The sequence below is a fragment of the Streptomyces sp. NPDC033174 genome (assembly GCF_055577795.1).
In genome coordinates this window covers 506003-525799 of the sequence record NZ_JBVIPQ010000004.1, presented here as the reverse complement: position 1 = coordinate 525799, position 19797 = coordinate 506003, and the positions used below count along the sequence as shown (strand labels likewise).

At 71.5% G+C, this 19797-nt stretch carries 18 protein-coding genes; 7 read left to right on the top strand and 11 right to left on the bottom strand.

All coding sequences use genetic code 11. The features are described 5' to 3' along the window. Positions 1 to 16: 16 nt before the first annotated feature. Positions 17 to 1231: a winged helix DNA-binding domain-containing protein gene (locus tag ACZ5VC_RS16060; protein WP_469120643.1), complete on the top strand. Its 1215-nt coding sequence runs from the start codon at positions 17 to 19 to the stop codon at positions 1229 to 1231. On the opposite strand, the gene ACZ5VC_RS16055 is transcribed toward ACZ5VC_RS16060, so the two are convergent. After that, positions 1200 to 2039, bottom strand: a complete 840-nt coding sequence (locus ACZ5VC_RS16055) for a class I SAM-dependent methyltransferase (RefSeq protein ID WP_469120642.1) — start codon at positions 2037 to 2039, stop codon at positions 1200 to 1202. The two genes, ACZ5VC_RS16060 and ACZ5VC_RS16055, sit on opposite strands and share 32 nt — an antisense overlap. Before the next feature lie 193 nt (positions 2040 to 2232). Here ACZ5VC_RS16055 and ACZ5VC_RS16050 point away from each other — a divergent pair, with 193 nt between their 5' ends. The 4 genes from ACZ5VC_RS16050 (at position 2233) to ACZ5VC_RS16035 (ending at position 6676) form a co-directional block, all read left to right on the top strand. Next, positions 2233 to 4014, top strand: coding sequence for a S9 family peptidase (locus ACZ5VC_RS16050; protein WP_469120817.1), 1782 nt, complete (start codon positions 2233 to 2235; stop codon positions 4012 to 4014). 323 nt (positions 4015 to 4337) lie between these two features. Then, positions 4338 to 5084 (top strand): SURF1 family protein, encoded by a 747-nt coding sequence (locus ACZ5VC_RS16045; protein WP_469120641.1) that lies wholly within the window; start codon positions 4338 to 4340, stop codon positions 5082 to 5084. Positions 5085 to 5453: 369 nt separating this feature from the next. Beyond that, complete coding sequence (locus tag ACZ5VC_RS16040; RefSeq protein WP_469120640.1) at positions 5454 to 6098, top strand: dihydrofolate reductase family protein; 645 nt, start codon at positions 5454 to 5456, stop codon at positions 6096 to 6098. 125 nt (positions 6099 to 6223) lie between these two features. Continuing rightward, positions 6224 to 6676: an integrase core domain-containing protein gene (locus ACZ5VC_RS16035; protein WP_469120639.1), complete on the top strand. Its 453-nt coding sequence runs from the start codon at positions 6224 to 6226 to the stop codon at positions 6674 to 6676. On the opposite strand, the gene ACZ5VC_RS16030 is transcribed toward ACZ5VC_RS16035, so the two are convergent. The 4 genes from ACZ5VC_RS16030 to ACZ5VC_RS16015 all read right to left on the bottom strand — a co-directional run bounded on the left by ACZ5VC_RS16030 (position 6673) and on the right by ACZ5VC_RS16015 (position 11431). Further along, the gene (locus ACZ5VC_RS16030; protein ID WP_469120638.1) at positions 6673 to 8001 is read right to left on the bottom strand and encodes a hypothetical protein; all 1329 of its coding nucleotides are present in this window, start codon (positions 7999 to 8001) and stop codon (positions 6673 to 6675) included. The genes ACZ5VC_RS16035 and ACZ5VC_RS16030 overlap by 4 nt on opposite strands. Further along, positions 7998 to 8708: a SigE family RNA polymerase sigma factor gene (locus ACZ5VC_RS16025; protein WP_469120637.1), complete on the bottom strand. Its 711-nt coding sequence runs from the start codon at positions 8706 to 8708 to the stop codon at positions 7998 to 8000. Before ACZ5VC_RS16025 ends, ACZ5VC_RS16030 begins: the two co-directional genes overlap by 4 nt. A 308-nt stretch (positions 8709 to 9016) precedes the next feature. Next, positions 9017 to 10111, bottom strand: coding sequence for an aspartate-semialdehyde dehydrogenase (locus tag ACZ5VC_RS16020; RefSeq protein ID WP_469120636.1), 1095 nt, complete (start codon positions 10109 to 10111; stop codon positions 9017 to 9019). Positions 10112 to 10159: 48 nt separating this feature from the next. Next, entirely contained in the window at positions 10160 to 11431 is a 1272-nt protein-coding gene (locus tag ACZ5VC_RS16015; RefSeq protein ID WP_468711549.1) for an aspartate kinase, read from the bottom strand. Between the two features lie 427 nt (positions 11432 to 11858). On the opposite strand from ACZ5VC_RS16015, the gene ACZ5VC_RS16010 reads away from it, so the two are divergent. Continuing rightward, positions 11859 to 13409, top strand: coding sequence for an MFS transporter (locus ACZ5VC_RS16010; RefSeq protein WP_469120635.1), 1551 nt, complete (start codon positions 11859 to 11861; stop codon positions 13407 to 13409). A gap of 118 nt (positions 13410 to 13527) precedes the next feature. Here the strand turns inward: ACZ5VC_RS16010 and ACZ5VC_RS16005 are convergent, their stop codons facing one another. Genes ACZ5VC_RS16005 through ACZ5VC_RS15995 form a run of 3 tightly spaced genes read right to left on the bottom strand, consistent with a single transcriptional unit; the run spans position 13528 to position 15215 of the window. Further along, positions 13528 to 14193, bottom strand: coding sequence for a DUF5063 domain-containing protein (locus tag ACZ5VC_RS16005; protein WP_469120634.1), 666 nt, complete (start codon positions 14191 to 14193; stop codon positions 13528 to 13530). A gap of 35 nt (positions 14194 to 14228) precedes the next feature. Continuing rightward, positions 14229 to 14828, bottom strand: coding sequence for a recombination mediator RecR (recR, locus tag ACZ5VC_RS16000; protein ID WP_469120633.1), 600 nt, complete (start codon positions 14826 to 14828; stop codon positions 14229 to 14231). A gap of 51 nt (positions 14829 to 14879) precedes the next feature. Beyond that, a complete protein-coding gene (locus ACZ5VC_RS15995) occupies positions 14880 to 15215 on the bottom strand; it encodes a YbaB/EbfC family nucleoid-associated protein (RefSeq protein ID WP_468711557.1) in 336 nt (111 codons plus the stop codon). 275 nt (positions 15216 to 15490) lie between these two features. On the opposite strand from ACZ5VC_RS15995, the gene ACZ5VC_RS15990 reads away from it, so the two are divergent. Next, positions 15491 to 16270: an SLATT domain-containing protein gene (locus ACZ5VC_RS15990; protein WP_469120632.1), complete on the top strand. Its 780-nt coding sequence runs from the start codon at positions 15491 to 15493 to the stop codon at positions 16268 to 16270. A 258-nt stretch (positions 16271 to 16528) separates the two neighbouring features. Here the strand turns inward: ACZ5VC_RS15990 and ACZ5VC_RS15985 are convergent, their stop codons facing one another. The 3 genes from ACZ5VC_RS15985 to ACZ5VC_RS15975 form a co-directional block, all read right to left on the bottom strand. Beyond that, entirely contained in the window at positions 16529 to 17179 is a 651-nt protein-coding gene (locus ACZ5VC_RS15985; protein WP_469120631.1) for a hypothetical protein, read from the bottom strand. A gap of 217 nt (positions 17180 to 17396) precedes the next feature. After that, positions 17397 to 18077, bottom strand: coding sequence for a GntR family transcriptional regulator (locus ACZ5VC_RS15980; RefSeq protein ID WP_469120630.1), 681 nt, complete (start codon positions 18075 to 18077; stop codon positions 17397 to 17399). Between the two features lie 251 nt (positions 18078 to 18328). After that, positions 18329 to 19690: an aminotransferase class III-fold pyridoxal phosphate-dependent enzyme gene (locus ACZ5VC_RS15975; protein ID WP_469120629.1), complete on the bottom strand. Its 1362-nt coding sequence runs from the start codon at positions 19688 to 19690 to the stop codon at positions 18329 to 18331. Between the last annotated feature and the right edge of the window lie 107 nt (positions 19691 to 19797).

The following is a 19797-nucleotide window of genomic DNA, read 5'->3' as shown; positions in this document are numbered from 1 at the left end:
ATTAACCTTCCGGGCCATGGGCACTGTGCGGCGGAGGATCTCGGGGGAAGAGCGGCGCGTACGGCTGGCGGTACGCCATCGGCTGGCGGGGGACGCCCGGGGCGGCGGGGCCGAGGAAGTCGGACGGGCCGTCGTGGCCCTGCACGCCACCGACGCGGCGAGCGTCTACCTCGCGGTCGGCGCCCGGCTCCAGGACGCCGGCAGGACGGTCGCCGAGGTCGAGAGGGCGCTGTACGAGGACCGGACGCTGCTTCGGATGCACGGCATGCGGCACACCCTCTTCGTCTTCCCGGCCGACCTCGTGCCCGTAGTCCAGGCGTCCACCACGCACGCCGTCGCCGTCCGCGAACGCACCGTGCTCATCAAGCATCTCGAGGCCGGCAGCGACCTCGACGCGGCGTGGCTGGAGCAGACGGAGCAGGAGACGCTCGCCGCCCTGGAGGCGCGGGGCGAGGCGACGGCCGCGCAGCTGGGTGCGGACGTACCGCGGTTGCGGACACGGTTCGTCTACGGTCCCGGCACGCCCAACGAGGGGCCGCAGTCCGTGTCCTCCCGGCTGCTGCGCGTCCTCGGCACCGAGGGGCGGGTGACGCGCGGGCGGCCGCTCGGCTCGTGGACGTCCAGTCAGTTCCGCTGGGCCGTCGCGCCGCCCATGCCCGACGTGCCGGTCGGCGAGGCGCAGGCGGAGCTCGTACGGCACTGGCTGGCCGCCTGCGGTCCCGCCACCGAGGCCGATCTGAAGTGGTGGACCGGCTGGAAGGTCACGGATGTGCGCAAGGCCCTCGCCACCCTCGGCGCGGAGGCCGTCGATCTCGACGAGGGCGTGGGGTACGTGCTGCCCGGGGACACCGAGGACACCTCGGCGCCCGGGCCCTGGGCGGCCCTGCTGCCCGCGCTCGACCCCACCGCGATGGGCTGGCAGGGCCGCGACTGGTTCCTGCGTCCCGGCCATCGCGCGGAGCTCTTCGACCGCAGCGGCAACATCGGTCCCACCGTCTGGTGGAACGGCCGGATCATCGGGGGCTGGGCTCAGCGGGCGGACGGCGAGATCGTGTGGAAGCTGTTCGACGACCCGCCCGCTCCGGTCCGGGACACCGCCGCCGCGGTCGCCGCCGTCGAGAAGGAGGCCGAGCGGTTGTACGGGTGGCTCGGCGAGGTCCGCGTCACTCCCCGCTTCCGTACGCCCCTCGAGCGCGCGCTCACCGGCCCGAGGACGGGCGGGACGCCTTGATCGAGTACATCAGCGGGGTACGGGGGCGGTCCGCCGGGTAGCGGTAGTAGCCGTCCTCGTGCCGTCGCAGCGAGCCGAAACGGGGGAAGAGCGTGACGTCGTGCTCGTGCAGGAACTCGATGCGCAGGCCGGCCGCCGCTATCGCGGAGACGACGTCGCCGACGGGGTGCTGCCACTCCACGCTGCGGTTGTTGACGGTGGCGGCGTCGGTGTCGGCGTACGTCCCGGCCACCTCGTCCACCCAGGCGTCCCGGGCGAAGTAGTCGTAGCTGATCCGCGAGCCGGTCTCCTCGTCGAGCGCGTCGGTGAGCGGGTGGAACTCGCTCAGGTAGAGGAAGCCGCCGGGCGCGACGAGGGACGCGGCGGTGTCGGCCCAGCGCTCGATGTCGGGGAGCCAGTTCAGCGCGCCACAGCCGGTGTAGACGATGTCGTACGCGCTGTCGGGGACGGCCTGCGCGGCGTCGTACACGTCGGCGGCGACGAACGCGGCCGCGTCCGGTGCGAGTCCGAGGCCGGCGGCGAGCGAGCGGGCGGTCTCGACGGCGGGTTCGGAGAAGTCGAGGCCGACGACGTGAGAGGTGCCTCGGCGTGCCCAGGAGAGAGTGTCGAGGCCGATGTGGCACTGGAGGTGAAGCAGCGAGCGGCCGCTGACGTCGCCGACCTCCGCCACCTCGAAGTCGCGCAGTACGTCCTTGCCGGCCCGGAAGGCGGCGAGGTCGTAGAAGTCGCTCGCGACGTGGATCGGGACCCGTTCGTCCCAGCGTGCGCGGTTGGCCTCGCGCCAGTCGGCGGGGGTCGGAGAGTACATGCCGGGGAGGTTATCCACAGGCTGCGGACGATGCGAGCGGATTGTCGGCGGGGCAGAGCATCATGGGCGCATGACTGAGCACCGCAACACGAACGAGTCGTCGCCCGCCGGCCCGGGGACCAGCCCCGCGAGGGCGGACCTCGCCGGGACGGCCCCTGCGGGAGCCGGCATCGACGGGCCGGACCTCGCCGGGATGCCGGAGTGGGAGAAGCGCTTCCGCGCGCCGCGGGTGTCGCTGCCCGACTGGGCCCTGGACGCTCCGGACCGGTCGCTGTTCGTGTCCAATGCCACCGGGACGTACGAGCTCTACGCGTGGGACCGGGCCACCGGCGAGCAGCGGCAGGCCACGGACCGGCCGAACGGCACGACCGACGGCACGCTGTCGCCCGACGGCGAGTGGATCTGGTGGTTCTCGGACACGGACGGCGACGAGTTCGGCGTGTGGATGCGTCAGCCCTTCGGTGGCGGAGGGGACACACCGGCTGTGCCCGGGCTGGAGGCGTCGTACCCGGCGGGGCTGGCGATCGGGCGGGACGGCACGGTGGTGGTCGGCCGGTCCACCGACGAGGACGGATCGACGGTCCATGTCGCGCGGGACGGCGGGGCTCCGGTCGAGATCTACCGGCACCGGGAGCTGGCCGGGGTCGGCGACCTCTCCCACGACGGCACGCTGATCGCCCTCGAACACACCGAGCACGGGGACGCGATGCACTCGGCGCTGCGGGTGGTCCGCCGGGACGGCTCGCCGGTGGCGGAGCTGGACGACACCAAGGGCGGCCAGGAGGAGCTGGGGCTCTCGGTGCTGGGGTTCGCGCCGGTCGACGGGGACACCCGGCTGCTGGTCGGGCACCAGCGGCGGGGCCGCTGGGAGCCGTTGCTCTGGGACGTCGCGTCGGGCACGGAGACCGACCTGGACCTCGGGCTGCCGGGCGATGTGTCGGCGGAGTGGTACCCGGACGGGTCGGGGCTGCTGATCGTGCACAGCTTCGAGGCGCGCAGTGAGTTGTGGAGGTACGACACGGCCACGCGCGCCCTGGAGCGGATCGAGACCCCTGCCGGGTCGGTGACGGACGCGACGGCCCGCCCGGACGGGGCCGTCGAGTACCTGTGGTCGTCGGCGCAGCGCCCGCCCGCGGTGCGCTCCACCGGAGGCCGGGTGGTGCTGGACCCGCCCGGCCTGAAGGCACCGGAGTCGGTGCCGGTGGAGGACGTCTGGGTGGAGAGCCCGGGCGGCCGTGTCCACGCCCTGGTGCAGCGGCCCACCGGCAGCGGTCCCTTCCCGACGGTCTTCGAGATCCACGGCGGCCCGACCTGGCACGACAGCGACGCGTTCGCGGCCGGGCCGGCGGCCTGGGTGGATCACGGGTACGCGGTCGTACGGGTCAACTACCGGGGCTCCACGGGGTACGGCCGGGAGTGGACGGACGCGCTGAAGCACCGGGTCGGGCTGATCGAACTGGAGGACATCGCGGCGGTCCGTGAATGGGCCGTCTCCTCCGGGCTGGCCGACCCGGGGAAGCTGGTACTGGCGGGCGGTTCCTGGGGCGGCTATCTGACGCTGCTCGGGCTCGGCACGCAGCCCGACGCCTGGGCGGTGGGGCTGGCGGCGGTACCGGTCGCCGACTACGTCACGGCGTACCACGACGAGATGGAGGCCCTGAAGGCGATGGACCGCACGCTGCTGGGCGGGACACCGGAGGAGGTCCCGGAGCGGTTCGAGGCGTCGTCGCCGCTGACCTACGTGGACGCCGTGCGCGCGCCGGTCTACATCTCGGCGGGCGTCAACGACCCGCGCTGCCCGATCCGCCAGGTCGAGAATTATGTGGACCGGCTGGCGGCGAGGGACGCGGTGCACGAGGTGTACCGGTACGACGCGGGGCACGGCTCGCTGGTGGTGGAGGAGCGGATCAAGCAGGTGCGGCTGGAGCTGGACTTCGCCGAGCGGCATCTGCGGGGGCCGCGTGCCGAGGCGTGACCCGCGGAGCGGGGGGTGAGGGCGTGAGCGGGCGGTGACCCGTGTCAGCGGGGCGAGCGGGACGAGCGGGAAGGCGTCGCGTGGCCTGGCTTGCGGGGGACAGCGGGCGGCGACCGGTCGGCGCGGCGGGGCGTGCGTGGGTGAGCGGGCGGCGACCGGTCGGCGCGGCGGGGCGTGCGTGGGTGAGCGGGCGGTGACCGGGCCGGCAGGGTGAGCCCCGGTTCTCGGTACGGTCCGGGGACCCCGGCCGGGGGAGCCGGGTTCTCGGCGCGGTCCGGGGACCCGAGCGGCCGGGAGGGGAGCGCGTTCCGTACCGTGGAGGGGTGTACCGGTTCCTGAGAACACCCCGCTGGTGGGGGATCAACGTCTTCGTCCTGCTGGCGATCCCGTTCTGTGTGTTCATGGGCACCTGGCAGCTGGGCAAGTTCGAGGACCGCGTCGACTCCCACCGGCAGGCCGAGCAGCGGCCCGATCCCGGTACACGGGCCGCCGCGCCGCTCGACGAGCTCCTGCCGGTCGACAAGGAGACGTCCGGGCGGCACGCGTCGGCGAGCGGGCGGTACGGCGAGCAGTTCCTGGTGCCGGACCGTGAGCTGGACGGCCGGACCGGCTCGTACGTGCTGACGATGCTGCGGACCGACGGCGGCAGGTCCCTGCCGGTGGTACGGGGATGGCTTCCGGCGGGCGGGAAGGCCCCGGCCCCGCCGTCGGGCGAGGTCACCGTCACGGGTGCGCTCCAGGCCTCGGAGAACCCCGGGACGAACGGTGTCCACGCGGGTGGCGGCCTGCCGGAAGGGCAGCTGGGGATGATCAGCGCGGCGTCGCTGGTGAACGTGGTGTCCGACGACGTCTACGACGCCTGGGTGACGCTCACGGACGCCCCTCAGGGCCTGAAGCCGGTCCCGGCGAGTGCGCCGGCGGGCAGCGGTCTGGATGTGAAGGCGTTCCAGAACCTCGGCTACACGGGCGAGTGGTTCGTCTTCGCCGGCTTCGTGATCTTCATGTGGTTCCGTCTGTTCCGCCGGGAGGCGGAGGCGGCGAGGGACGAGGCCCTGGGCCTCACGGCCTGAGGCGGCCGACGCCTGGCCGTGTGTCGCGTCGCGTCCACCGCGACCGGCGGCCCCGACACGGCGCTCCGGCCGGGGTGCGCACGGCCGCCGCGCCCGCGGCCCGGCCTCCGCGCACTGCGCCTCACCGGCCCGTCCCGTGCGGTTCCAGCCCCCAGCCCCGGCCGGTCCCGTGCGGTTCCAGCCCCCAGCCCGGCGCGTTCCGTGCGCTTCCAGCCCCCAGCCCCGGCCCGTGCCGGCCCGCCTGGGAGCACCACCGCGGCGGCGGTCGTCGTGCCGCGCAGTCCGGCCGGGTTCCGGCGCGGCAATGAGTCTGCGGGCAGCCGCAGGTCTATCTCTTGACGGAGACAACCGACTCATCGGGAGTAAGCCATGGGCCTCATCCACATCGAGCTGTTCGCGACCCTCGACCTCGTCGGGCAGGCGCCCGGCGGCCCCGACGAGGACCCGGTGGGGTTCCCGTTCGGCGGATGGCAGGCGCCCCTGCTGGACGAGGTCGCCGGGGCGCAGGTCGGTGCCGCGTACGAGGGCACGGACGCCCTCCTGCTCGGCCGGCGGACGTACGACATCTTCGCCGCCTATTGGCCTCACCAGCAGGGCGGCGAGGACCAGGAGATCTCCACGCTCTTCAACAGCGTCCCGAAGTACGTGGCCTCCCGCGGCAGGCCCGACCTCTCGTGGGCCGGGTCCACACACCTCGGACCGGACCTGGCCGCCGCGGTGCGCGAGATCCGTGACCGGCACGAGCACGTGAAGGTCGTCGGGAGCCTGAACCTCGTGCAGAGCCTCCTGCGCGAGAAGCTCTTCGACCGTCTCGACCTCTGGGTGCACCCGATCGTGCTCGGCGTCGGGAAGAAGGTGTTCGAGGGCGGCGCGGTGCCCACCAACCTCACGCTCCTCGAACCCCCGGCGGCCGGCCCGAAGGGCACCGTGTATTTGCGCTACGGGCTCGCCGATGGCACGCCCGCCACGGGAGACATGAGCGCACCCGATCGCGGTGCCGGAAGCGACGGCTGAAGCGGCGACCGCAGCGACGACTGAACCCACTGGACCCACCCCGTGGACGTGAGAAACTCAGCCGGATCCCCGACGGCGGCGGCCACAAGATCAACGACCGCGAGGCCGGCAGGCCGATCCGCGGCATGGGTTTCGACTACGTCCACTCCGCCGTCGACCACCACTCCCGCCTGGCCTACAGCGAGATCCCCCGACGAGAAGGCCGCGACCTGCGCAGCCTTCAGCACCCGCGCCGCCGCCTTCTTCCACGCCCACGGCATCGACCGCATCGAACGGGTCCTGACCGACAACGCCTGGTCCTACCGCAAGGGCCAGGCCTGGAAGAACGCCCTCGCCGACCTCGGCGCAACCGGCAAACTCACCCGCGCCTACCGACCGCAAACCAACGGCAAAGTCGAACGTACAACCGCACCCTGCTCGACGAATGGGCCTGCATCCGGCCCTACACCTCAAACGATGAGCGGACCAAGGCCCTGGCAGACTTCCTCCACACCTACAACCACCACCGCTGCCACACCGCACTCGACGGACACCGACCCATCAGCCGAGTCAACAACCCTGCGGGTCAATACACCTAGGACGCGTCCAGCACTCCCGTGCGGTAGATCGTGCCGGCGCAGGCGTTCGGGATGGTGGCCTCGGCCGCCGGTGCTCCCGGTTCCGCCGTGTGGCTGACCGCGACGCTGCCCTCCTGCGGGGTGCCGTCCTCCGTGCCGAGCTGCGGCGTGGTGTTCGCCGACGACGTGTCCGTACCGGTCGAGCCGCTCGTCGTGCCGCCCGCGTCGGCCGGGGGCGTCGGGTCCGGGGAGACGCCCGTGGTGGGGCAGGTCTCCGTCGGGACCCAGGCGAACTTCACCTCGTACGCCGTGTCCGGCTTGAGGACCAGTGCCTGGGCTTCCTGCGACGGGTCCGGGAGGCCGCTCGCCGCGTCGCCCGCCGCGTGTTCCACGACGCTGATCCTGGACTTGTCGGCCGCGCCCTTGGCCTCGAAGTTGACGCTGCCCGCGCCGTTGACCGCGCATTCGGTGCCGGAGATGTTGGAGACGCGGAACGTTCCGTAGACCTTGCCCTCCGCGTCCGGCTTCTCCGCCTGCGCCGAGATGACGCTCAGCTGGCCGGCCGCGCAGACGGGGGAGGACACCGCGTACGAGGTGGACGGCGTGACCGTGCCTCCGCCGGCGCCCCCCGTGCTGCCCGAGATCGCCTCTTCGGGCTTCCGCGTGCCGGGGGTCGCGCTCTCTCCGGCAGACGGGCCGACCGAGGGCTTGCCGGGCGCGTTGCCGCTGCCGTCCTCCCCCGCCTCGTCGCCGGTTCCGCCCTGGGCCTGCTCGCCGTGTCCCGCGTTGACCGGGAGGTCGTCGGAGATCGCTCCCGAGGTCGCGACGTGGACGAACGCGGGGACCGCGGTCCCGATCAGCACCACCGCGGCGGCGATGCCGACGACGGCCTGGCGCTTGCGGGCGCGTCGCGCAGGGACCGCGAGCCGCAGATGGTCGAGGGCGCCTTCTGAGGGTTCGAGGTCCTCGACAGCCCCGCGGAGCATCCGCCGGAGCGCCAGCTCGTCGTCGCCGCCCTTGCCGAGTCCACCACCGAGTCCACTGCCGAGCCCACCACCGAAGCCACCGGCACCGAAGCCGGTGCCGCCGTAGCCGCTCGCACCCTCATGGCCCTCACGGTCCGGTCGGCTCTCATGGCCCGGTCGGCCCGCGGCGCCCGCGTGGCCGCCCGTTTCCTTCACGTGCCGCTCGTTGTCCGGCCCGTCGTTCACAATTCCGTTTCCAGTCCGGTCGTCGTCCAACGGCCCGTCCGGCCCGTACCGCTCATCGTCACCAGGGCCTCGATCGCCGAGGCCCTTGCCCCAGGAGCCCTTGCCCCCGAAGCCCATGCCGCCGCGCCAGTTCATGCGTTCGCCTCCATGGCGACACGCAGCGCCGCGATACCGCGCGATCCGTATGCCTTCACCGAGCCCAGCGATATGCCGAGGGTGTCGGCGACCTGCGCCTCGGTCATGTCCGCGAAGTACCGCAGGACCAGCACCTCGCGCTGTCGGCGCTGCAGTCCCCGCATCGCCTTGATGAGCGCGTCCCGCTCCAGCTGGTCGTACGCGCCCTCCTCGGCGCTCGCCATGTCGGGCATCGGCTTGGAGAGCAGCTTCAGCCCGAGGATGCGGCGGCGCAGCGCCGAGCGCGACAGGTTCACGACCGTCTGGCGCAGATAGGCGAGCGTCTTCTCGCGGTCACGCACGCGGTTGCGCGCGGAGTGCACGCGGATGAAAGCCTCCTGGACCACGTCCTCGCAGGAGGCCGTGTCGTCCAGGAGCAGCGCCGCCAGGCCGAGCAGTGACCGGTAGTGCGCGCGATAGGTCTCGGTGAGGTGGTCGACGGTGGTGCCCGCGGTCATCGTCGCTTCAGCGCCCTCGCGCGGCGCCGGAATGCGGGCGGGCCGCGTGGCGGGCATCGGAGCGATCACCGGCATGCCGCCGGGCGTGCGGGGCCGCCGGAGCGGACGCACGGAAGCGCCCAGGACCGGGGCTGCCGTCGCGGTCCGGAGCGGGACCACGGCCACGCCGCGGAGCGGGACCACCGCTGTGATGTCGAGTACCTCTGCCACGCCTGTTGGACACGCTGCCCCCCGTCAGGGTTGTACGCGTACGCCACCGTTTTTGACGGTGCGTCGTTTGCCCTCATGCGTACCCGCTCTTCCCCAATGCCCCGGTTTTCGCAGCACCGCGAAGGGGCGACCGCATAGACGCCTCCCGCCCAACTACCGGTTGCAGAAAGGGGGAAGAGCATCCTCGAACATGCCATCACCCCAGTTCAAGTGGCATGGACCGGCGACTTGCTCACAGGGCGTTCACAGATCCTACAAACCTCAACGATCACGCCGCAGCCAATTCCCGCCGCATATGGCCGGATACATCAAGTCGGCAGAGGCCGGGCCGCGAACTCGGCGGCGATCGTCTCGGCGATCTGCGCGGTGTTCAGGGCGGCGCCCTTGCGCAGGTTGTCGCCGCAGACGAAGAGCTCCAGGGCGCGCTCGTCGTCCATCGACCGCCGCACCCGCCCCACCCAGGTCGGGTCCGTGCCCACGACATCGGCCGGGGTGGGGAAGTCGCCCGCCGCGGGGTTGTCGTACAGCACCACGCCCGGCGAGGTCGCCAGGATCTCGTGCGCCCGGTTCACGGTGACGGGGTTCTCGAAGCGCGCGTGCACGGAGACGGAATGGGCGCTCACCACGGGCACCCGCACGCAGGTGGCCGCGACGCGCAGATCGGGCAGCCCCAGGATCTTGCGACTCTCCTCGCGGATCCGCAGCTCCTCCGAGGACCAGCCGTCCTCGCGCAGCTCACCGGACCACGGCACCACATTGAGGGCGAGCGGACCGGGGAAGGGGCCGGTGTCGTCCCCGACGGCCCGGCGTACGTCTCCGGGGTGGGTGCCCAGTTCCGTGCCGGCGACGACGGAGAGCTGCGCGCGCAGCGCGCCCACACCGTCCTGGCCCGCACTACTGGCGGCCTGGTACGCCGAGACGACCAGCTCCGTCACGCCGAACTCGGCGTGCAGCGCGCCCACGGCGACGATCAGCGCCAGCGTGGTGCAGCCGGGGCCGGCGACGATGCCGCGCGGGCGCACCCGCACGGCATGGGAGTTGATCTCGGGGACCACCAGGGGCACGTCCGGGTCCATCCGGAAGGCCGCCGAGCTGTCCACGACGACGGCGCCCTTGGCGGCGGCGATGGGTGCCCATCGCGCCGCCACGTCCGCGGGCACCAGGAACAGCGCGACGTCCGTGCCCTCGAGGGCCTCCTCGCAGAGCGTGAGGACCTCGACCTCCTCGCCGCGCACGGCCAGCTTGCGGCCGGCCGGGCTCCCGCCGCCTCCGGTAGGGGTACCCCCAGAGGCGACGAGACGGATGTCGCCCCAGATATCGGCGTGCTGCGACAGGATCTGGAGCATCACCGCGCCGACGGCTCCGGTCGCTCCGACGACCGTGAGCGTCGGCTTGCGGATCATCGTCCGGCGCTCGTCGTCGGGCGTTCCGGGGCGCTCATCGCCGGGTGCTCATCGTCCGGTGCCGCCGTAGACGACGGCCTCGTCCGAGTCGCTGTCCAGACCGAAGGCCGTGTGGACGGCGCGGACGGCCTCGTTGACGTCGTCGGCGCGGGTGACGACCGAGATGCGGATCTCGGAGGTCGAGATGAGCTCGATGTTCACCCCCGCGTCGGAGAGCGCCTGGAAGAAGGACGCCGTGACACCGGGGTTGGTCTTCATACCAGCGCCGACCAGGGAGATCTTGCCGATCTGGTCGTCGTAGCGCAGGGAGTCGAAGCCGATCGCGCTCTTCGCCTTCTCCAGGGCGTCGATGGCCTTGTGGCCCTCGGCCTTGGGGAGGGTGAAGGAGATGTCCGTGAGGCCGGTGGAGGCGGCCGACACATTCTGGACGATCATGTCGATGTTGATCTCGGCGTTCGCGATGGCCCGGAAGATGGCCGCGGCCTCGCCCGGCTTGTCCGGCACACCGACGACCGTGATCTTGGCTTCGGAGACGTCGTGGGCGACTCCGGAGATGATGGCGTGCTCCACCTGCTGGTCCCCTTGCGGCTCGTTGCTGACCCAGGTACCGCGCAGCCCGGAGAAGGACGAGCGGACGTGGATCGGGATGTTGTATCGGCGTGCGTACTCGACGCAGCGGTGCAGCAGCACCTTGGAGCCCGAGGCGGCGAGCTCCAGCATGTCCTCGAAGGAGATCCAGTCGATCTTCTTCGCCTTCTTCACGACCCGGGGGTCGGCGGTGAAGACGCCGTCGACGTCGGTGTAGATCTCGCACACCTCGGCGTCGAGCGCGGCCGCGAGGGCCACCGCCGTGGTGTCGGAACCGCCGCGGCCGAGGGTGGTGATGTCCTTGCTGTCGGCGGACACCCCCTGGAACCCGGCGACGATGGCGATGTTGCCCTCGTCGAGCGCCGTACGGATCCGGCCCGGCGTGACATCGATGATGCGCGCTTTGTTGTGGACCGAGTCGGTGATGACACCTGCCTGGCTGCCCGTGAAGGACTGGGCCTCGTGGCCCAGGTTTTTGATCGCCATGGCCAGCAGGGCCATGGAGATCCGCTCTCCTGCGGTCAGCAGCATGTCGAATTCGCGCCCGGCAGGGATCGGGGATACCTGCTCGGCGAGATCGATCAACTCGTCCGTCGTGTCGCCCATCGCCGAAACCACGACGACCACCTGGTGGCCGTTCTTCTTGGCATCGACGATCCGCTTGGCGACGCGCTTGATGCCCTCGGCATCAGCAACGGAGGAGCCTCCGTACTTCTGCACGACAAGGCCCACGTGCGCTCCTCGCTCGGTCCATGTACCGCAGTCATTACTACGGCCGGTTCAGTCTAACGAGCAGCCCCGAATCGCCCGGGCCATATCGCATCGTGAGATGTCCCGCTCACGAAGTGATCAAGCGCCGGGACCGGAGCTGCTCGTACGGGGCACTTGCCCAAGGTCTCCGGGCATACGCGGAATGTGCGGCAGGTCACGCGCGACACGCGGGGGCGAGGCGCGGACGGCGGCGGGCGGGGCGGGGGGCTGGGCGGAGACGGCGCCCGGGGGGCGAGGCAGGGCGGCGGGCGGGGCGGCGGCGCCCGGAAAGGGGAGGCGTGGCGCCGGCACACGCGTGGCCGGCAGGGATCTGGGCAACCGGTAGCAACCACGGCGAACCCCCGCAGGGCGAGGGTGCTCTGATCGACCGTCAAGGAGGAGAGGCGTCATGAGTTCCACGGCGGACGGCGTGACGGGAACCGTCACCACCAAGGTTCCCGCGCGTCTCGACCGGCTGCCATGGTCACGCTGGCACTGGATGATCGTGATCGGTCTGGGAACCGTGTGGATCCTCGACGGGCTCGAGGTCACCATCGTCGGCAGCATGGCGAGCCGGCTCTCCGAGGACGGCAGTGGACTGTCGATCACGGACGCGCAGGTCACCGGTACCGCCGCGGCGCTGTATGTGGCCGGCGCCTGTATCGGAGCGCTGTTCTTCGGCCGGCTCACCGACCTCTTCGGCCGCAAGAAGCTCTTCCTGATCACTCTCGCCGTCTACCTGGCCGCCACCGCCATGACCGCGCTCTCCTTCTCGGTCTGGTGGTTCTTCCTCTTCCGCTTCTTCACCGGCTTCGGCATCGGAGGCGAGTACGCGGCCATCAACTCGGCGATCGACGAGCTGATCCCCAGCAAGTACCGGGGCCGTGTCGACCTGATCATCAACGGCAGTTACTGGCTCGGCGCCATGGGCGGTGCCCTGCTGTCCGTGGTGGCCCTCGACACCGACCTCCTCCCCAAGGACGTCGGCTGGCGGGTCTCCTTCGCCCTGGGCGTCGTCCTGGGACTTGTGATCATGCTCGTGCGCCGCCATGTTCCCGAGAGCCCTCGCTGGATGTTCATCCACGGACGCTCACAGAGCGCCGAGGACCTGGTCACCGACGTGGAACGCCAGGTGGAACGGGAGAAGGGCGCACCCCTGCCCGAGCCCGGTACGGCGATCACCATCCGGCAGCGCCGCAGCACCGGCTTCGCCGAGATCGCCCGGACGCTGCTGCGCTCCTACCCCAAGCGGGCGACGCTCGGATTCGCGCTCTTCGTCGGGCAGGCGTTCCTCTACAACGCCATCACCTTCGGGTTCGGCTCGATCCTGGTGAAGTTCTTCGACGTGCCCAGCGGATCGACGGGCTACTTCTTCGCCGTCATCGCCTTCGGCAACTTCCTCGGTCCCCTGCTCCTCGGCCGTCTCTTCGACACCGTCGGCAGGCGCCCGATGATCGCGGGTACGTACCTGCTCTCGGGGCTTCTGCTCTTCGTCACCGCCTGGCTCTTCAGCAGCGGCCGGCTGAACGCCGAGACCATGACCCTGTGCTGGTGCGTCGTGCTCTTCTTCGCCTCCGCGGGGGCCAGCTCCGCGTACCTCACGGTCAGCGAGGTCTTCCCGATGGAGACCCGGGCCATGGCCATCGCGTTCTTCTACGCCATCGGCACCGCCGCTGGCGGTATCTCGGGGCCGCTGCTGTTCGCCGGGCTGACCGAGAGCGGGGTCGTCTCCGACGCGGTACTCGCGTTCGGCGTGGGCGCCGCGCTGATGGTCGCGGCGGGGCTGGTGGCCGTGTTCCTCGCGGTCCCGGCGGAGGGCAGGTCGCTGGAGGACATCGCCGCCCCGCTGTCGGCCGGCGGCACGGAGGACGAGGGCCCGAACGCCGACACGGGCCCTGAAACGGACACCGACACGGACACCGACACGGCGAACGACACGGCGAACGTGCCGACCGCCTGAGCGCGCCGCACGCCGTATGCCGCAGGCCGCTTCCCGCACAGCCCGCACAGCCCGCACACAGCACAGGACCCGCCCACGCATCACCGCGCGAGCGGGTCCTCGGGGCTGACGTGCGCGGTCAGCCGGTCGTGCGGGCCTGCATGCCGAGCGGGCCCGCGATCTCCTCCAGCATCACCCGGCCCGCCTCCTCCGCCAGGGCGTCCTCGGCGAGGTCCTCGTCCGTGTCCAGACCGTCCAGCTCGGCCAGCGGCTGGTCCAGGCGGACGTGGGACACCAGGGACTGCAGCGCGCGCAGCGTCGCGGACGCCGTGGGGCCCCAGTTGGAGAAGTACGAGAACTGCCACCACCACAGCGCCTCGGTCGTACGGCCCGCGCGGTAGTGGGCCAGGCCGTGACGGAGGTCCGTGACGATGTCGGCGAGGTTGTCGGAGATCCGGGACGGCACCGGCGCCTTGCGCGGCTCGTACGGATCGAAGACCTCCGAGAACACGTCCACCGGGTCCAGCAGCACCGCGAACCGTTCACGCAGGTCGTCCACGTCCAGGTCGGGGCCCGTGTCCGGCTCGTACCGCTCGTCCGGGAGGATGTCCTCGTGCGCACCCAACCGGCCTCCGGTCAGGAGGAGTTGCGAGATCTCCAGGAGAAGGAAGGGAACCGCGCTGTCGGGCTCGTCGCCCTTGGCCACTTCCGTGGTGGCCACGATGAAGGACTCGATCGAGTCGGCGATCTGGACCGCGAAGCTGTCCGGATCCTGCGTGATGGAGTGCAGTGTGGCGTCAGACATCGAGGATGCCTCCCTTGAGCGCACGGACCCTGTCGTCATACATCTAGCAGCCGCCGCCCCTCGAAAGCACGCCCCAGGGTGACCTCGTCGGCATATTCCAGATCGCCGCCGACGGGCAGCCCGCTGGCGAGACGGGTCACCTTCAGGCCCATGGGCTTGATCATCCGCGCCAGATACGTCGCGGTGGCCTCGCCCTCAAGGTTCGGGTCGGTCGCCAGGATCAGCTCGGTGACCGACCCGTCGGCGAGCCGGGCGAGCAGTTCACGGATCCGCAGGTCGTCGGGGCCGACGCCCTCGATGGGGCTGATGGCGCCGCCGAGTACGTGATAGCGCCCCCGGAACTCCCGGGTCCGCTCGATCGCGACGACGTCCTTCGGCTCCTCGACCACGCAGATCACCGACAGGTCGCGGCGCGGGTCACGGCAGATGCCGCACTGCTCCTGCTGGGCCACATTGCCGCAGACCGCACAGAACCTGACCTTGTCCTTGACCTCCAGGAGCGCGTGCGCGAGGCGGCGCACATCCGTCGGCTCGGCCTGGAGGATGTGGAAGGCGATCCGCTGCGCGCTCTTGGGACCGACGCCGGGCAGCCTGCCCAGTTCGTCGATGAGGTCCTGAACAACGCCTTCGTACAACGGAACGCCTTTCCTGTGCCTGACTCTTACGGTAGTTGCTGGACGTACGCGTTAGAAGGGGAGGCCCGGCATCCCGCCCAGCCCCTGGGTCAGGGGGCCGAGCTTCGACTGCTGGAGCTGCTGGGCGTTGTCGTTCGCCGCCTGCACGGCGGCGACCACGAGGTCGGCGAGGGTCTCGGTGTCCTCCGGGTCGACCGCCTTCGGGTCGATCACCAGGGCGCGCAGCTCGCCGGATCCGGTCACCGTGGCCCTGACCAGGCCGCCGCCGGCCTGCCCCTCGACCTCCGTCGCGGCCAGCTCCTCCTGCGCCCGCGCGAGATCCTGCTGCATCTTCTGGGCCTGCTGGAGGAGCTGCTGCATATTGGGCTGGCCACCACCGGGAATCACGGTCACTCCTGGCATTTCGACGACGAATGTTCGGTAAGCCGAGCCTACGTGGTTGACGCCCGGCGTGCCGCCACAACTCTTTCGAGTGAGAAACGTGGCGCTCCACTACCTGATCAAGGCCCCCGTGAGGGCGGAAATCCCGGGATTCCGGGCGTGCGGCCCACCATTCGGCGGTAGGAAGGGGTGCGCGAACATGCGCACCAGCACGCACGCGTGCACCGCACGTCACGATGGGTAACAGGAGAGCGCAGAGCGCTGAGCAGAGGAGTTCCCCGGTGAGCCAGCCGGAGATGCAGCCCGGGGGGCCCGCCCGGGAGGAGGGGGACGCCTCGCACGGGGCGTCGCACGAGGTGCCTCACAGGGCGTCTCACGGGGTGCCGCACAGCGATCTGACCGGGAGGCCCTTCCCGCTCGGCGACTGGGGGGAGCCCGCGGAGCGGCTCGACGAGCTGTACCGGTGGGTGGAGGGCAATGCGCTGCGGACCACCGAGTGGTACTTGGCCGACCGCGTCCGCAAGCGCCGCGCGGCCAGGGCCCTGCGGGCGGCCACCGCCCTGGGCGTCGTCGCGGGCGCCGCGCTGCCGCTGCTGGACCTGACGGGTGTCGCGAGCGGGGCCGCGGGGTGGGGATATCTGTCGCTGCTGCTGGCGGGGGCGTGTGTGGCCTGCGACCGGTACTTCGGCCTGACGTCCGGCTGGATAAGGGACGTGGCCACGGCACAGGCGGTGCAGCGGCGGCTGCAGGCTCTTCAGTTCGACTGGGCGTCGGAGAGCGTACGAGAGGTGCTGGGGCCCACGGAGGGCACCGCGAGCGAGGCGGCGGAGCGGTGCCTGGGGGTGCTGCGCAGGTTTTCGGAGGACGTGACGGAGCTGGTCCGGGCGGAGACGGCGGACTGGATGGTCGAGTTCCGGGCCGGCCCGGCACCGCTGGTGATGCAGTCGGTGGCGGCGACGTCGGCCCCGCGCCAGGACCAGACGGCGCCGGGGCCGCGGATCCCGCTGCCGCCGGGAACGCGCCCGAACATGCCGCGCCAGAGACCCCCGGAGCCGCGCTGAGCCGAGCCGAACCGGGGCCGAGCCGGGCCGCGCTCGCAGGCATGGCTGGCGCAGGGGCCGGGCTCGCAGGCATGGCTGGCGCAGGGGCCGGGCTCGCAGGCATGGCTGGCGCAGGGGCCGGGCTCGCGGGGATCGCGGGCGCAGGGACCGGGCTCGCGGCGGATGCGCGAAGGGCGCCTCCGTCGAGGAGGCGCCCCCTGTGCCGTGCCGGCCGGCCGGCCGGTCGGTCGGTCGGTCGGTCGGTCGAAGACGGTGCGGTCAGCTAAAAATGATCATGGAGCCTTGGCCGAGGCTGCGGGTCGCCGCCGCGTGGAGGCCCAGCCAGACGTGCCGTTCGCGGGCGAAGGGGCTCTCGTCGTACGGAATCGGGCCCGCCGGCTCCTCGAGGGAGGTGGGGCGTTCCGGAGGGAGGGGCGCCGCCGGGGGGTTGGCCGGGTCGATGCCGATCGAGGGGCCCACGAATTCGAGCTCGCGCAGCAGGCCCTGGGAGGAGCCCAACGGGCCGCCGCCCTCCAGGAGTTCCTCGGTGGACAGGGGTGCGGCGAAGTCCACCGGGACGTACGCGCCGGCGTGGTCGTAGTGCCAGACCAGATGGGACTGCTGGGCGGTCGATTCGAACATCTCCAGGAGCTGCTCGTAGTCGCCTCCGAGTTCATCCACGGGTGTGACGGCGAGACCGCAGAGCTGGAGGAGATACGCCCGGCGCAAGAAGTGGAGGGCGTCGTAGTCGAATCCGGCGACCGGCGCCACGTCACCCGAGAGTCCCGGCATGTAGGCGAAGACGGGGACGGTCGGCAGACCGGACTCGGTCAGGGCCTTGTCGTAGGCCGCGATCTCTTCGGCGAAGGGATTGTCGGGGCTGTGGCACAGCACATCGACGAGGGGGACCAGCCACAGGTCACAGGCCAAGGCAGGCTCGCTCTCCGTCAGGTTCGTACGATGGTCGGGACAGCGTAGTGCGCCGCGTACGCTCCGCACAGTCAGTGGGCATCAGTCACACATCAGCGGGCCTCACCGGCCCCGGGTGCCCATCCCCTACCCACCCACCAGCGCTCTTCTTCCCCATACGGCCCAGCAGTTTCGCGGACTGCCCGGCAGTTCCGGCCGTCGCCGGGTCACCGCCCGCTCATGCCGAGCGGCGCTCCAGACGGTCCGCCCACCGCAGCGCGAGGTCGTTGTCCGACATGGTGGCCTCACGCGCCGCCCGGGCGTCCCCGAGGGTGATGGCGTCCACGAGGTCCGTGTGGCCACTCCAGAGCCACTGCTGGACGTCGGGCTCGGCCCGCAGCCGGGGGACGGCGAAGACCCAGACCTGGACGCGCAGCCGGTGGAGGAATCCGGCGATGTAGCGGTTGGCGACGAGCGCCCCGAGTTCACGCCAGAACCGCAGGTCGTAACCGATGAGGACGTCCAGCTCGCCGCCCCGCGCGGCGCGCGAGGCCTCGTCGGCGCGGCGGCGTACGGAGACCAGGGCGGGCCCGTCCGTCAGAGGCGGGAACGGCGTCCCGTCCACGCGGAAGATGCCGTCCAGGATGAGGGCGCGGGCCTCGACCATGTCCCGGAAGTCCTCGACGGAGAACCGGTGCACCTGGAAGCCCCGGTGCTGGATGGAGTCGAGCAGGCCCTGGCCGGTGAGATCGACGAGAGCTTCACGCACGGGCGTCGCGGAGACCTCGTACTGCTCCGCGATCTGCTTGACCGTGAATTCCTGGCCGGGCTTGAGGCGTCCGGCCAGCACCTCGTCGCGCAGCGCGTCGGCGATCTGCTGCCGCAGCGTGTTGCGGGTGACAGCTCCGCTCGCGAGCATGGCGTGGGTCCCCTCCGTCCGGTTCCGCACACCTTAAGCCAGGGGGATTCCCCGCCGGTGCGGCCCGTGGGTGCCTCGGGGCCGGGACAGCGGGCGACCGGCCCCGCCACGGGGCTGCCCGCCGGGCCGGATTCCAGCCGGTGTTCCGGCCTTCCTCCAGTCCGGCGGGCCCTCCCCCATCCCGCATCCCGATCCCGCATTCCGCGTCCCGCATCCGCAGCGCGCGTCGGAGCCCCGCGGTCGCCGCCCGCCTACACCGTGTGCTCGTCCGCCACCGACAGCGCGGCGTCGAGCGCGGCGAGGCCCTCCTTGGCCTCCGCCTCGGTGATGTTGCAGGCGGGAACGGCGTGCGTGCGGTTCATGTTGATGAAGGGCCAGAGTCCCTGCTTCTTGGCCGCCGCGCCGAAGGCCGCCATGGGCGCGTTGGCCTCGCCGGTGGCGTTGTACGGGACGAGCGGCTCGCGCGTCTCCTTGTTCCGTACGAGGTCGAGGGCCCAGAAGGCGCCGAGGCCGCGGACCTCGCCGACCGAGGGGTGCCGCTCGGCCAGTTCGCGCAGGCCGGGGCCGAGGACGTGCTCGCCGAGGTGGGCAGCGTGCTCGACGACCTTCTCGTCCCTCATCACCTCGATGGTGGCGATGGCGGCGGCGCAGGCGAGCGGGTGCCCCGAGTAGGTCAGACCGCCCGGGTAGGGGCGCTTGTCGAAGGTCGCGGCGATCTCGGCGCTGATCGCCACACCGCCGAGCGGTACGTAACCGGAGTTCACGCCCTTGGCGAAGGTGAGCAGGTCCGGCACGACGCCGTAGTGCTCGGTGGCGAACCACTTTCCGGTGCGGCCGAAGCCCGCCATGACCTCGTCGGCGATGAGGACGATGCCGTACCGGTCGCAGATCTCGCGGACACCGGTGAGGTAGCCGGGCGGCGGGGTCATGATGCCGGCGGTGCCCGGGACGGTCTCCAGGATGATCGCGGCGATGGTCGCGGGGCCCTCGAAGGCGATGGTGTCCTCCAGGTGCGCGAGGGCCCGCTCGCACTCCTGCTCCTCGGTCTGCGCGTAGAACGGCGACCGGTAGAGGAACGGCGCCCAGAACCGGACCACGCCGGCGGAGCCGGTGTCGGAGGCCCAGCGGCGGGGGTCGCCGGTGAGGTTGATCGCCGTGGAGGTGGCGCCGTGATACGAGCGGTAGGCGCTCATCACCTTGTGGCGGCCGGTATGCAGCCGGGCCATGCGCACGGCGTTCTCGACGGCCTCGGCGCCGCCGTTGGTGAAGAAGATCTTGTCCAGGTCGCCGGGGGTGCGCTCGGCGATGAGGCGTGCGGCCTCGGAGCGTACGTCGATGGCGAAGGCGGGCGCGAAGGTGGTGAGTTTCGCGGCCTGCTCCTGGATGGCGGCGACCACCTTGGGGTGCTGGTAGCCGATGTTGGTGTAGACGAGGCCGCTGGTGAAGTCGAGGTAGCGGTTGCCGTCGTAGTCCCAGAAGTACGAACCCTCGGCGCCGGCGACGGCGAGCGGGTCGATCAGGCCCTGGGCGGACCAGGAGTGGAACACATGCGCGCGGTCGGCGGCCTTCACGGCCGCGCCGGCCTGGGGATCGGGTTCGGCATGAGGGGTCATACGGCCAAGGGTAAGGACGCCCAGGTGGGGACGGACATGGCCACCTTGTATGGACTGGGCCACTTTCGTCGGCAGGGTGTCCACCCTGTGGGACGACCCTCCGGGCC